This is a genomic window from Methylobacterium platani (genome assembly GCF_001653715.1).
GTDB lineage: Bacteria > Pseudomonadota > Alphaproteobacteria > Rhizobiales > Beijerinckiaceae > Methylobacterium > Methylobacterium platani.
Genome location: NZ_LWHQ01000017.1, coordinates 1 through 12,719, shown reverse-complemented (window position 1 = coordinate 12,719; position 12,719 = coordinate 1). Strand labels below are relative to the sequence as shown.

General features: G+C 73.1%; 12 protein-coding genes. 10 read left to right on the top strand and 2 right to left on the bottom strand.

The genetic code is table 11. From position 1 onward, the window contains the following. Nucleotides 1-68: 68 nt before the first annotated feature. Together A5481_RS09845 and A5481_RS09840 are read right to left on the bottom strand one after the other, a co-directional pair. Nucleotides 69-335 carry a DUF3072 domain-containing protein gene (locus A5481_RS09845; protein ID WP_064503920.1) on the bottom strand — a complete coding sequence of 89 codons (267 nt, stop codon included), beginning with the start codon at nucleotides 333-335 and terminating at the stop codon, nucleotides 69-71. Between the two features lie 201 nt (nucleotides 336-536). After that, nucleotides 537-1,424 (bottom strand): branched-chain amino acid aminotransferase, encoded by an 888-nt coding sequence (locus A5481_RS09840; protein ID WP_048436135.1) that lies wholly within the window; start codon nucleotides 1,422-1,424, stop codon nucleotides 537-539. 193 nt (nucleotides 1,425-1,617) lie between these two features. Between A5481_RS09840 and A5481_RS09835 the strand changes: the two genes are divergently transcribed. The 10 genes from A5481_RS09835 to A5481_RS09790 all read left to right on the top strand — a co-directional run bounded on the left by A5481_RS09835 (nucleotide 1,618) and on the right by A5481_RS09790 (nucleotide 12,585). Continuing rightward, nucleotides 1,618-2,232 (top strand): MarR family winged helix-turn-helix transcriptional regulator, encoded by a 615-nt coding sequence (locus tag A5481_RS09835; protein WP_156312024.1) that lies wholly within the window; start codon nucleotides 1,618-1,620, stop codon nucleotides 2,230-2,232. Next, nucleotides 2,229-2,960: a response regulator gene (locus tag A5481_RS09830; protein WP_048436133.1), complete on the top strand. Its 732-nt coding sequence runs from the start codon at nucleotides 2,229-2,231 to the stop codon at nucleotides 2,958-2,960. The genes A5481_RS09835 and A5481_RS09830 overlap by 4 nt, the downstream gene beginning before the upstream one ends. A 4-nt stretch (nucleotides 2,961-2,964) precedes the next feature. After that, nucleotides 2,965-4,335, top strand: a complete 1,371-nt coding sequence (locus A5481_RS09825) for an ATP-binding protein (protein WP_048436132.1) — start codon at nucleotides 2,965-2,967, stop codon at nucleotides 4,333-4,335. Between the two features lie 70 nt (nucleotides 4,336-4,405). After that, the gene (locus A5481_RS09820; protein ID WP_048436131.1) at nucleotides 4,406-4,933 is read left to right on the top strand and encodes an MbcA/ParS/Xre antitoxin family protein; all 528 of its coding nucleotides are present in this window, start codon (nucleotides 4,406-4,408) and stop codon (nucleotides 4,931-4,933) included. Nucleotides 4,934-4,944: 11 nt separating this feature from the next. Further along, complete coding sequence (locus tag A5481_RS09815) at nucleotides 4,945-5,625, top strand: RES family NAD+ phosphorylase (protein ID WP_425339762.1); 681 nt, start codon at nucleotides 4,945-4,947, stop codon at nucleotides 5,623-5,625. 104 nt (nucleotides 5,626-5,729) lie between these two features. Then, nucleotides 5,730-6,674, top strand: coding sequence for an NUDIX hydrolase (locus A5481_RS09810; RefSeq protein ID WP_048436129.1), 945 nt, complete (start codon nucleotides 5,730-5,732; stop codon nucleotides 6,672-6,674). Between the two features lie 142 nt (nucleotides 6,675-6,816). Further along, entirely contained in the window at nucleotides 6,817-7,848 is a 1,032-nt protein-coding gene (nadA, locus tag A5481_RS09805; protein WP_048436128.1) for a quinolinate synthase NadA, read from the top strand. Next, nucleotides 7,845-9,353 carry an L-aspartate oxidase gene (locus A5481_RS09800; RefSeq protein WP_048436127.1) on the top strand — a complete coding sequence of 503 codons (1,509 nt, stop codon included), beginning with the start codon at nucleotides 7,845-7,847 and terminating at the stop codon, nucleotides 9,351-9,353. The genes nadA and A5481_RS09800 overlap by 4 nt, the downstream gene beginning before the upstream one ends. Further along, a complete protein-coding gene (nadC, locus tag A5481_RS09795) occupies nucleotides 9,350-10,213 on the top strand; it encodes a carboxylating nicotinate-nucleotide diphosphorylase (protein WP_048436126.1) in 864 nt (287 codons plus the stop codon). Before A5481_RS09800 ends, nadC begins: the two co-directional genes overlap by 4 nt. 272 nt (nucleotides 10,214-10,485) lie before the next feature. Then, complete coding sequence (locus A5481_RS09790) at nucleotides 10,486-12,585, top strand: methyl-accepting chemotaxis protein (RefSeq protein ID WP_048436125.1); 2,100 nt, start codon at nucleotides 10,486-10,488, stop codon at nucleotides 12,583-12,585. The last annotated feature ends 134 nt before the right edge of the window (nucleotides 12,586-12,719 follow it).

The window sequence follows — 12,719 nt, the reverse complement described above, 5'->3', positions numbered from 1 at the left end:
ACGAGGTGGGGACGAGGCCGCGGCGCGGCGGCTCCGGGAAGGCCGCCGCGCGGGAGGGGCGTGCCCGCTCAGGCCTTGCCGGTCTCCTTGCGCAGGGCGTCGATCCGCTGCGACGCCTCCGCCTTGTCGAGGTCCGGGTCGAACGCCTCGTCGTCCTTGGCCTGCTCGGCCAGGGTCTTGAGGTAGGAGGCCTGCGCCCCGGTCATCGGCTCGGAGCCGGTGGTCCAGTCCTTCGGATCCTTGATGCGGTTCGAGGTGTCCTTCGGATCCTGCTTCGGGTTCTCGGTCTCGTGCGTCTCGGTCTCGGACTTCTTGGCGGCGGTCTTGGCGGTCATGGGGGCCCTCGATGTTCCCTGAATGTTCCGACCAGACAACGGGCGAGCCCCCGCCCGCGTTCCCGGCCCGACCGCCGCAGGCGGCGCTTGTCCCCGCAAATCACGGATCCGGACGCGCGAAGGCCCCGGGCAGTCTCCCGCCCGGGGCCTTCGGTTCGTGCGCGCGTCGCGAGGGTCAGGCCGCCTTCGCGCAATGCCCGATCACGCGGCCTTGGCGCGCGGCCGCACCTCGGCCGAGTAGTCGTCCATCAGGGTCTTGGTCATCGCCGCCGGGGTGAAGCGGTACTGGGCGATCTCCGAGACCGGGGTGACCTCGGCGGCCGAGCCGGTGATGAAGCACTCCGAGAAGCCCGCCATCTCCTCGGGGCGGATGCGCCGCTCGACCACCTCGTAGCCGCGGCGCTTCGCCAGATCGATCACGGTCTGGCGGGTGATGCCGTTGAGGAAGCGGTCGGCGGCCGGGGTGTGGATCACCCCGTTCTGGATGAAGAACACGTTGGCGCCGGTGCACTCGGCGACGTTGTCCTCCCAGTCGAGCATCAGGGCGTCGGCGTAGCCCTTGTTCTCGGCCCGGTGCTTGGAGATCGTGCAGATCATGTAGAGGCCGGCCGCCTTCGAGGCCGACGGCGCGGTGCGCGGATCGGGCCGGCGGTAATCGGCGAGGTCGAGCCGGATGCCCTTCATCTTGGTCTCCGGGTCGAAGTAGCTCGGCCACTCCCACGCCGCGATGGCGAGGTGGATCGTGTTGGATTGCGCCGACACACCCATCATCTCCGAGCCGCGCCAGGCGACCGGGCGCAGGTAGGCGTCCGAAAGGCCGCTCTCCTTCAGCACCAGCTTCTTGGCGGCGTCGATCTCGGCCACCGAGTACGGGACCTCGAAGTCGAGGAGCTCGGCCGAGCGGCGCAGGCGCTGCGAGTGCTCGGTGCACTTGAAGATCTCGCCGCCATAGGCCCGCTCGCCCTCGAACACGCAGGAGCCGTAATGCAGGCCGTGGCTGAGTACGTGAATCTTCGCGTCCGCCCACGGCACCATGCGGCCGTCGAACCAGATGTGGCCTTCACGCTGGTCGAAGGGAATGACGGACATGACGATGATCCTCGTATGCGTTCGTTTCCGCCTGGCTGGTTCTCGCGCAACGTTCGTGCTCGAGCGGGGCGCGGGGCGTTCGTTCGTTTCGCCGGCGGGGTTGACGCCTATCAACGAGGCTGAGATATGTCAACAAGACTGACATAAATGACGAGGGCCCGCGAAGGCCCTCTCCCGCGAAGAGGTGCGACCCGTGACCCAGGCCGCCCGGACCCGTCCGGCCCCCATCCCGGACGCCGCCAACGAGGATGCGCGGGAGGCAGGCTACGCCCATGCCGGGACGGATCAAGGGGAACCGGCTCGCGGGGAGCCCGCCGAGGCGCCGCATTACGACCTGATCGAGCTGCTGTTCTTCGCCTACCGCGACTTCGTCGCCGATCCCGACCGCATCCTGGCCGAGTACGGCTTCGGCCGCGCCCATCACCGGGTTCTGCACTTCGTCGACCGGCATCCCGGCCTCACCATCGCCGAACTCCTGGATATCCTGCGGATCACCAAGCAGAGCCTGAACCGGGTGCTGAAGGAATTGATCGAGCAGGGCTACATCGCGCAGCGCACCGGCACGAGCGACCGGCGCCACCGCCTCCTCACCTGCACGCCGGAAGGGCGCGCGCTCGCCCAGCGCCTCGCCGGCGTCCAGGGCGAGCGGGTCCGCCGGGCGCTCGCGGAAGCCGGCCCCGCCCTGCGCGATCCGGCGAGCCGGTTCCTGCTCGCGATGATCGAGCCGGGCGAGCGCGCCGGCGTGAGCCGGCTGATCGCAGGCGGTGATCCGGCCCGCGGCGATCCCGCCCCCGAGGCGACGCCGTGAGCGCCGATCCCGCCGTCGCCCCCCGGGCGGAACTCCCCGACCACGCTCCCCACATCCTGGTGGTCGACGACGACCGCCGCCTGCGCGACCTCCTCGCCCGCTTCCTCGGCGAGAACGGCTACCGGGTCACGGCGGCGGCGAGCGCCGCCGAGGCGCGGGCGCGCGGGCGCAGCCTCGTCTTCGACGCGGTGGTGCTCGACGTGATGATGCCGGGCGAGACCGGCTTCGACTATGCCCGCCAGATCCGCCTGACCTCGAGCGTGCCGATCCTGATGCTGACCGCGCGCTCGAACCCGAACGACCGGGTCACCGGGCTCGAGATCGGCGCCGACGACTACCTGCCGAAGCCCTTCGAGCCGCGGGAGCTGATCCTGCGCCTCAACAACATCCTGCGCCGCAACGCGCGGGGACCCGCCGACGGGACGGCCGCCCCCCTCGACGCGGTGCGCTTCGGGCCGTTCCAGTTCCGCATCGAGCGCGGCGAGCTCACCCGCGACGACGAGGCGATCCGCCTCTCCGAGCGCGAGCGCGAGATCCTGACCATCCTGGCGCTCGCCCGCGGCGGCAACGTCGAGCGCGAGGCGCTGACCGGCACCAACGGCGCCGCCAACGAGCGCACCGTCGACGTGCAGATGAACCGCCTGCGGCGCCGCATCGAGGACGACCCGGCCAATCCGCGCTACGTGCAGACCGTGCGCGGCGTCGGCTACCGGCTGGTCCTGGATTAACGGGATGGCAGCCCCCACCCTGGCCGGGACGCTGCCGACGCCCCGGCGGGCCTGGCGCCGGCTCGGCCGCGTGATCGGCGACCGGCTGCCGAAGGGGCTCTACGCCCGCTCGCTCATCATCATCATCGCCCCGATGGTGCTGCTGCAATCGGTGATCGCCTACACCTTCATGGAGCGGCACTGGCAGCTGGTGACGCGGCGCCTCTCGGCCGCCGTGACCGCCGACGTCGCGGCCCTCATCGACATCTACGAGAGCTATCCCCAGGACAAGGGCTCCGAGACCCTGGAGCGGATCGCCAGCGAGCGCCTGAACCTCGACGTCGACATCCTGGACGGGGCGAAGCTCCCGGTGCCGGGCCCGCGGCCGTTCTTCTCGCTCCTCGACGAGGCCCTGTCCGACGAGATCCGGCGCCAGATCGCCCGGCCGTTCTGGATCGACACCGTCGGGCGCTCGAACCTGATCGAGATCCGGGTCGAGATTCCCGGCGGGGTGATGCGGGTGATCGCCCGGCGCAGCCAGGCCTACGCCTCGAACTCGCACATCTTCCTGCTCTGGATGGGCGGCTCCTCGATGGTGCTGCTCGGCGTCGCGATCCTGTTCCTGCGCAACCAGATCCGGCCGATCCTGCGGCTCGCCGACGTGGCGGAGAGCTTCGGCAAGGGCCGCGAACTCGATTTCCGCCCCCGCGGCGCCCGCGAGGTGCGCAAGGCCGGCCACGCCTTCATCGAGATGAAGCGGCGCATCGAGCGGGCGATGGAGCAGCGCACCACGATGCTCAACGGGGTGAGCCACGACCTACGCACCATCATCACGCGCTTCCGGCTCTCCCTGGTGCTCCTGCCACAGACCCCCGAGATCGACGACCTGCAGCGCGACGTCGACGAGATGAGCCGGATGCTGGAGGCCTACCTCGCCTTCGCCAAGGGCGATTCCGGCGAGCCGGCCGCGGCCATCGACCTGCGCGCGCTGCTCGAGGACGTGCGCACCGACGTGGAGCGGTTGGGCGGCCACGTCTCCGAGGTGACGCTGGAGGGCCAGTCGACCGTGACGGTCCGGCCCGACGCCTTCCGGCGCTGCCTGTTCAACCTCGCGGCCAATGCGGCGCGCTACGGCGACACGATCGCGATCACCGCCCGCCAGGAGGCGCGCTGGCTCGCCGTCTCGATCGACGACGACGGCCCGGGCATCCCGCCCGAGCAGCGCGAGGAGGTGTTCAAGCCCTTCGTGCGTCTCGACGACGCCCGCCAGGATGCCGGCGGATCGGGCCTCGGCCTCGCCATCGCCCTCGACATCGCGCGGGCGCATGGCGGCGACGTGGCCCTGTACGATTCGCCGCTCGGGGGCCTCAGGGCGACGGTGCGGGTGCCGGCGTGAGGGAACGCAGCGGCCGGGTTGGCACTTGTCCGGATCTGGACTATATCTTGATCCAGACTGGAGGTATGCCATGGCCGAAGCTCGTGCCCGGCCGATCCCGGCGATCGATGCAGGTCCGTCGCGGCTCGACGCGGACCGTTTCTCCCCGGCGAACCGGCGCCGCCTGAGCGGACCGGCCTTGCGGACCTTCACGGCCATCGCCGACCTGTGGCGTCTCGACGAGGGCGAGCGCCTGCTGATCCTCGGGCTACCGTCGCGCTCGACCTATTACGGCTGGCTCAAGGCTGCGCGGGAGCACCAGGATCTCGCACTCGGCGTCGACGTGCTGACGCGGATCTCGGCTCTCCTCGGCATCCATCAGGCCTTGGGGATCCTGTACGCCGACGAGCAGGAGGGGATCGCCTGGCTGCGTCGGCCGCACCGGGCGCCCCTGTTCGGTGGGCAGCCGCCGCTCGCCCTGGTGACGGGCGGCACGCAGGACGGGCTTCTCGCCGTGCGCCGCTTCCTCGACGCCGCCCGCGGCGGCCTGTTCCTGGCCCCGAACGCGGTCGACCGCGACGCCGCTCCCGTCACCGACGCCGACATCGTGCTGTCATGACCAGCTCTTGCGTGACCGGTTCTCGCGTGACCGACGCGCCGGCGCCGCAGCCGACCTACCGGCTGATCCCGTCGCGCTTCCCGCCGATCGGCCTGTTCGACACCGTCGCGACCGCCGCCGATCTCGCGGCGGTGATGGACCTGGCCGGGTGGACCAACGACCGCCTGGTGGCGGAGCGGCTTGCCCGACTGCCCGAGGCGGAGTGGGTCTACGGCCGGCCGAATGCGAGCGTCGTCATGGCGTCGTTCCTGCACGTGGCGCCCGGGGGCATGCGCTTCAACGGCGCCGATCTCGGCGCCTGGTACGCCGCCGCCTCGTTGCGCACCGCGGTGGCCGAGGTCGGTCATAATCTGCGCCGCGAGGCGGTCGCGACGGACCTACCAGCGCTGACCCGGACCTATCGCATCTATACGGCGCGGCTCGAGGGCCGCTACCGCGACTTGCGCGGGACACCGCCTGAGCTGCCGGGGATCCTCGATCCTCAGGATTACACCGCGTCGCAACGCTTCGGCGAGGCCGTGCGGGCGGCCGGCGGGCACGGCCTCTTGTACGACAGCCTGCGGCATGTCGGCGGCACGAACGTCGTCGCCTACCGGACTCGCGCCATTCTGGAGGTCGTCCAGGGCGACCATTACGCTGTCACCGTGCAGGCGGCGGTCCCGCGGATCGAGGCGCGCCGCATCGCACCTTGAGGCGCCGTCGTTTGCCGGTGCGAAGCCCTGACAGAATATGGGCCGAAAGACTGGTCAGGGCAGCCGATCATGGTAAGTCCCCGCCGGGTCGGAGGGGGCGGGCGATGGACGAGGCGGAACCGAGTGCGGCGGCACCCCTGGTCGGCCTCGCGGCGGCGATCCTGGCGGCGACGCTGGACGAGCCGCGCGTCCTCACCGTGCCGGTGGCGGGCCAGCCCGCCGGCCGGGGCGAGGGCCTGCCGGCGGGACCGCTCGAACCGGCGCATCCGACCCTGGAGCGGGGCCTGCGGGCCTGGGTCGAGCGCCAGACCGGCCAGAGCCTCGGCTACGTCGAGCAGCTCTACACCTTCGGCGACCGCGACCGCCGCCGGGACGGCAGGGACGAGGGCGGCCAGCACGCCCTCTCGGTCGCCTATCTCGCCCTGGTGCGCGAGGCGCGGCCCGCCGCCGACGCGACCTGGCAAAGCTGGTACCGCTACTTCCCCTACGAGGACCGGCGGGCCGGGCGGCCGCCCGCCCTCGACGCCGTCGTCGCCCGCCTGGAGGCCTGGGCCGAGGAGGCCGCGAGCCCCGCGGAGGGCCGGCGCCGCGGCGACCGGATCGGCCTGACCTTCGGGGCGGCCGGCGGCTGGAACGAGGAGCGGGTGCTGGAGCGCTACGAGCTCCTGTTCGAGGCCGGCCTCGTGCCGGAAGCCGGGGCCGCCGACAGCCTCGCCGGGCAGGCGATGGCCTTCGATCACCGCCGCATGCTCGCCACCGCCCTCGGGCGCCTGCGCGGCAAGATCAAGTACCGGCCGGTCGTCTTCGAGCTGATGCCGCCGGCCTTCACCCTCGGCCAGCTCCAGCGGGTGGTCGAGGCCCTGTCGGGCGTGCTGCTGCACAAGCAGAATTTCCGCCGCCTCGTCGCCCAGCAGGGCCTCGTCGAGGAGACCGAGTCCGTCACCGCCGAGACCGGCGGCCGCCCGGCCCGCTTGATGCGCTTCCGCCGCGAGGTGCTGCTGGAACGGCCCGCCCCCGGCCTGAGATTGCCGGCGGGCCGGGCGGGCTGAGGCCGCCGGCAGGGGGATCGCGCCCTCGATCCGCGTCGTCCTGACGCACTTATGCTCAGATCAAACATATCTGGACAGGCCCGGATCCCGGGACTAGTCTAGCCGGGTAAATGCTCATTATGAGCATATCTCGGAGGCGCGAATGGACGCGGCATTCCTCGACCGGGCGGGCGATCCTCCCCTTGCGACACGTCCCCCTGCGACATTGCCCCTGGCGGCGCTCTACGACCGGGTCCGCCACCACGTGCCGGCGATCGAGTGGCCGGCGCTCGCCGAGGACATCGCGGCGATCCAGGCGCTCAAGCGGGCGCGCAACGCTGTGGTGCTGGCGCACAATTATCAATCACCGGAGATCTTCCACACGGTGGCGGACATCGTCGGCGACAGCCTGGCGCTCGCTCGCGAGGCCGCTCGCACCGATGCCGACGTGATCGTGCTCGCCGGCGTGCACTTCATGGCCGAGACCGCCAAGATCCTGAACCCGGACAAGACCGTGCTGATCCCCGATCCCGCGGCCGGCTGCTCGCTGGCGGATTCGATCACCGCCGCCGACGTGCGGGACTTGCGCCGCCGCTACCCGGGCGTGCCGGTGGTGACCTACGTCAACACCTCCGCGGCCGTGAAAGCGGGATCGGATCTCTGCTGCACCTCCGGCAACGCGAAGGCGGTGGTCGAGTCGCTCGGCGCCCCGCGCGTCCTGATGATCCCGGACGAGTACCTCGCCCGCAACGTCCAGGCCGAGCTGCCCCACATCGAGATCCTGACCTGGGCCGGGCATTGCGAGGTGCACGAGCGCTTCACGGCGGACGACATCCGCGAGGCGAGGGAGGCCTATCCGGGCGTGACGGTGCTCGCCCACCCCGAATGCCCGCCCGCGGTGGTGGCGCAGGCCGATTTCGCCGGCTCGACCGCGGCGATGCAGGATTACGTCGAGACGCGCCGGCCGGCGCAGGTGGTGCTGATCACCGAATGCGCGATGGCCGACAACCTCGCGATCCGCAATCCGGACGTGGCCTTCGTCAAGCCGTGCAACCTCTGCCCGCACATGAAGCGGATCACCTTGGGAAAAATCCGGCGCAGCCTGGAAGAGCTGACCCACGAGGTCACGGTGCCGGACGCGCTGATCGCCCCGGCGCGGCGCGCCGTCGAGCGCATGCTGGCGGTGCGGCCGTGAGCGCCGATCGCGTCGTCGTGGTCGGGGCCGGCGTTGCCGGCCTCGCCACGGCCCTGAGGCTGGCGCCGCTCCCCGTCACCCTCGTCACCGCCGCGTCCCTCGGCGAGGAGACCGCGACCGCCTGGGCGCAGGGCGGCATCGCGGCGGCGATCGGCGCGGACGACGCCCCCGCCCTCCACGCCGCCGACACGCTCGCGGCCGGGGCGGGCCTGAGCGACCCGGAGGTGGCGCGGCGCGTCGCCGAGGCCGGTCCCGGCCTGGTGGATTGGCTCACCGGGCTCGGCCTCGCCTTCGACCGCGGGCCGGACGGCGCCCCGGCGCTCGGCCTCGAAGCGGCCCATTCCCGTCGCCGGATCGTCAAGGCGGGCGGCGACGCCACCGGCGCGGCGGTGCTGCGCACCCTCGCCCGGGCGGTGGCGGCCTGCCCGTCGGTCACGGTCGTGGTCGGGCGGGCGACGGCGCTGATGCAGGACGGGAACGGCCGGGTGACCGGCCTCGCGGTCCGGACCGGGCATGGCCCGATCGACCTGCCGGCCCGGGCGGTGGTGCTGGCGACCGGCGGCCTCGGCGGGCTCTACCGCTCGACCACGAACCCGGCCGGCGCCGTCGGCTCCGGCCTCGTGCTCGCGGCGCGGGCCGGGGCGGTCCTGCGCGACCCCGAATTCGTGCAGTTCCACCCGACGGCGATCGCGGTGTCCACCGGCGGTCCGCTCCCGCTCGCCACCGAGGCCCTGCGCGGCGAGGGCGCGATCCTGGTCGATGCCGGGGGCGGCCGGGTGATGGCCGGCATCAGCGGGGCCGAACTGGCGCCGCGCGACGTCGTCGCCCGGGCGATCGCGCTACGCACCGGCCGCGGCGAGGCGGTGTTCCTCGACGCGCGCCGCCTCGACGTCGCGCGCCGCTTCCCGACCGTCGCCGCCCTCTGCCGGGCCGCCGGGCTCGACCCGGCGACGAACCCGATCCCGGTGCGGCCCGCGGCCCACTACCACATGGGCGGGATCCGGGTGGACGGGCGCGGGCGCTCCTCGCTCCCCGGCCTCCGGGCCTGCGGCGAGGTCGCGGCGACCGGGCTGCACGGGGCGAACCGGCTGGCCAGCAACTCGCTCCTCGAGGCGATGGCCTTCGCCGACCTGATCGCGGCGGACATCCGGGGGATGGAGGGCCGGGCCGCCGGCCCGAGCCGCGCCCCGGACCCGGTTTCCGCCCCGGACGCGCTGCCGGAGATCCGCGCCCTGATGGAGGCGGAGGTCGGGCTGGTGCGGGACGCCGCCGGCCTCGCCCGGGCGGTGGCCCGGCTCGCCGCCCTCGCGCGGGCCGGCTCGGCGGAGGCGGCGGCGGGCCTGCTCGTCGCGGTCGCCGCCCTCGGCCGGCGCGAGAGCCGCGGCGCCCATTGGCGGGCCGATCATCCGGGGCAATCCGCCCCCCGTTCCACCGAGATCACCCTAGGCCAGGCCCTGGCGGCGGCGGATGCCGTCGCGGGCCCCATCCCTCAGGAGGCCCGATGACCGACACTCTCCCGCTCCCTCCCCTGCCCCGCCTGATGGTCGAGCCGATCGTGCGGGCGGCCCTCCTCGAGGATCTCGGCCGCGCCGGCGACCTCACCACCGACAGCATCGTCCCGGCCGGGGCGCGGTTCTCCGGCGCCATCGTCTCGCGCCAGGACGGCGTCGTCGCCGGGACGGAGGCCGCGATGCTCGCCTTCGCGCTCCTCGATCCGGACGTGACGGTCCGGGTGCTGCGGCCGGACGGCGGCCGGGTCGCCCCGGGCGAGGCGGTGATCGCCCTCGACGGCCCGGCGCGGGCGATCCTCTCGGCCGAGCGCGTCGCCCTCAACCTGCTCTGCCGCCTCTCGGGCGTCGCCACCGCCACCGCCGCCCTGGTCGAGGCCGCGCGGCCGCACGGCAAGGCCCGCATCGTCTGCACCCGCAAGACCACGCCGGGCCTGCGGACCCTGGAGAAGCACGCGGTCCGGGCGGGTGGGGGCGCCAACCACCGCTTCGGCCTCGACGACGCGGTGCTGATCAAGGACAACCACGTCGCGGTGGCCGGCGGCGTCGCCCCGGCGGTGCGGCGCGCGCGGGCCGGAATCGGCCACCTCGTCAAGATCGAGGTCGAGGTCGACACCCTCGCCCAGCTCGACGAGGCCCTGTCGGTCGGCGCCGACGCGGTCCTCCTCGACAACATGACGCCGGACACCCTACGCCGGGCGGTGGCGATGATCGACGGGCGCGCGGTCAGCGAGGCCTCGGGCCGGATCAGCCGCGAAACCGTCGGCGCGGTCGCGGCGACGGGGGTCGATCTGATCTCGACGGGGTGGATCACCCACAGCGCGCCGATCGTCGATCTGGGGCTCGACGTCGCCTGACGACGGATGCCGGCCCCCGCGACGGCGGCGCCGTCGTCGCGGCGGCTGGGCCGGAGATCGCCCGGAAACATCTCGGCCGGATGTCCTCGTCCGATCCGGTCGTTTCTCGTTACCCTTGCGTCATTTCATTAATCTGTCGTAGTTAATTTCCGGACAACCTCCCTCGCGTCGGCCGGCCATTGTCGATCCATCGAGAGATCGTCAGTCCGTCCTCCGAGGAAACCATCCGTACGCTGCACCGCGCACGACACTCCTACCTGGATGCGCCGGGAATGACATCCTTGTCACTGAAATCCAAGCTGATCGCCATCCTGGCGGTCCTGTCGTTCATCGCCCTCGGCACGTTCGGTCTCGGCCTGCTGCGGTCGCGGCAGGCCTGGACGGCCTCGGAGAACATCACGCGGCTGGCGAAGGTCGACGAGATCCTCCTCTCCGCCATGAATGGGCTGCGCTACGAACTGACCTATTCGAGCGGGGTCCTGAAGTACGACGGACAGGCGGCCGCCGTGAACGCCGTCCGGCTGTCGGAGCGGCGCGGCGAGGTCGACCGGGGAATGGACGAGGTCTTCGAGCGTCTCCGCCGGATCGGCCCGGAGCGGGCCGGCCTCGGCGAGGCGGCGGCGGCGGCGGCGGCCTATGGCCGGCTCCGCGCGCTGCGCGGCGAGGTCGACCGTCAGGCGGCGCGGCCCCGGGCCGAGCGCGATCCCGGCGTCGTCGCGGCCGTCTCCACCCACATCCCGGCGATGCTGGTCACGCTGGACGCCCTCGCGACGGCCATCGAGCAGCCGATCAGGGCCGGGGACCGGCAGCTGGCCGACCTGATCGAGATCCGGCGCGCGAGCTGGATCGTCCGCGGCACGGCCGGCGATGTCGGCGTCGCGATCGGCCGGGCCCTGGCCGCCCGGAGCCCGCTGACGCGGCAGGAGGCCGCCGCCATCCTCGTTCGGTACGGGCAGGCGGAGGCGTTGTTCCAGCAGATCGACGAGGCCGTCCGCCGGCTGCCCGACGGCGCCGCGCTGGCCGCCGCCGTGGCGAAGGCCCGGTCGACCCATTTCGGCGGCACCTACGGCGAGATGGTGGGCCCCCTGCTGGAGGCGATCACCGGCCAGTACGCGACCGCCCTGACCAGCGACGGCTACACCCGGGTGGTGGTGCCGGCCCTCGACACGCTCCAGGCCCTTCCGAGCCTGGCGGTGGGGCAGCTCGCCCGCCTCGCCGAGGCGGCGGAGGCGGAGGCGCAGCGCGCCTTCGCGGTCAACGCCGCCCTGATGGCGGGGGTCGTTCTCCTGACCGGGCTCGGTGCCGTCGTGGTCGTGCGGGGCGTCACCCAGCCCCTCGACCGGATGACCGCGGCGATCAACCGCCTGGCCGCCGGCGACGCCGACGCGGCGATCCCGGATCTCGGCCGCCGCGACGAGATCGGGGCCGTCGCCCGGGGCGTCGAGGTGTTTCGCCACACCCTCATCCGCAGCCGGGCCCTGGAAGCGGAGACCGTCGAGGCCCGCGCCGACGCGGACACCCAGCGGCGCGCCACGATGCGGGCGATGGCCGAGGATTTCGAGGGCGCGGTCGGGGGCATCGTCGCCCTGGTGGCGGGCGCCGCGACGGAGCTGCAGGCCACGGCCCGGACCATGTCCGGCACCGCCGGCGCGACGGCGATCCGCTCGCTCGCGGTCGCGACGGCGGCCGAGCAGGCGGCCGTCAACGTCGGCACCGTGGCGGCGGCGGCCGAGGAGCTCGGCCAGTCGGTGCAGGAGATCGGCCGGCAGGTCCGGGGGGCGGCCGGCCTCGCCCGCGCCGCGGTGGGCGAGGCGGAGCGGACGACCGCCCTCGTCCAGGACCTGAGCGCGGCCAACGCGCGCATCGGCGACGTGGTCGGGCTGATCTCGTCGATCGCCGGGCAGACCAACCTCTTGGCCCTCAACGCCACCATCGAGGCGGCGCGGGCCGGCGAGGCGGGCCGGGGCTTCGCGGTCGTCGCCGCCGAGGTCAAGGCGCTCGCCGGCCAGACCGCCCGGGCCACCGAGGAGATCACCCAGCAGATCGGCCGGATCCAGGGCTCGACCCAGCAGGCGGTGTCCGCCATCGCGGCGATCGCCGGACCCATCGAGGAGATCGACGCGGTGGCGGTCGTCCTGACCGACGCGGTGGAGCAGCAGGGCGCGGCGACCCAGGCGATCGTGCGCAACGTCGCCCAGGCCGCCGGCGGCACCGGCGAGGTGACGACGAACATCGCCGGCGTGGCCGGCGCCGCGGAGCAGACGGAAGGGGCCGCGACCCGCGTCCTCGCCTCGGCCTCGGCGCTGCAGCAGGAGGCGGCGCGCCTCGGCGCCGAGGTCGAGCGCTTCCTGGGGACGGTGCGGGCGGCCTGACAGCCTGTGCGGGGTCGCCGGCGGAATTCAGATCCCAGGATGATGGAGGGCTGTCCGGTCAGAGGCGCGGGATTCCCCTCTCCCCGCGGGCGCAAGGCTGTCCGGGAAAATCTCCTCTAGAAACAAGCGCGGGA

Excerpts from the sequence above, each read along its gene's own strand:
- A5481_RS09845 (WP_064503920.1), bottom strand. The coding sequence starts at position 335 with ATGACCGCCAAGACCGCCGCCAAGAAGTCCGAGACCGAGACGCACGAG.
- A5481_RS09840 (WP_048436135.1), bottom strand. The coding sequence starts at position 1,424 with ATGTCCGTCATTCCCTTCGACCAGCGTGAAGGCCACATCTGGTTCGAC.
- A5481_RS09825 (WP_048436132.1), top strand. The coding sequence starts at position 2,965 with ATGGCAGCCCCCACCCTGGCCGGGACGCTGCCGACGCCCCGGCGGGCC.
- A5481_RS09820 (WP_048436131.1), top strand. The coding sequence starts at position 4,406 with ATGGCCGAAGCTCGTGCCCGGCCGATCCCGGCGATCGATGCAGGTCCG.
- A5481_RS09810 (WP_048436129.1), top strand. The coding sequence starts at position 5,730 with ATGGACGAGGCGGAACCGAGTGCGGCGGCACCCCTGGTCGGCCTCGCG.
- nadA (WP_048436128.1), top strand. The coding sequence starts at position 6,817 with ATGGACGCGGCATTCCTCGACCGGGCGGGCGATCCTCCCCTTGCGACA.
- nadC (WP_048436126.1), top strand. The coding sequence starts at position 9,350 with ATGACCGACACTCTCCCGCTCCCTCCCCTGCCCCGCCTGATGGTCGAG.
- A5481_RS09790 (WP_048436125.1), top strand. The coding sequence starts at position 10,486 with ATGACATCCTTGTCACTGAAATCCAAGCTGATCGCCATCCTGGCGGTC.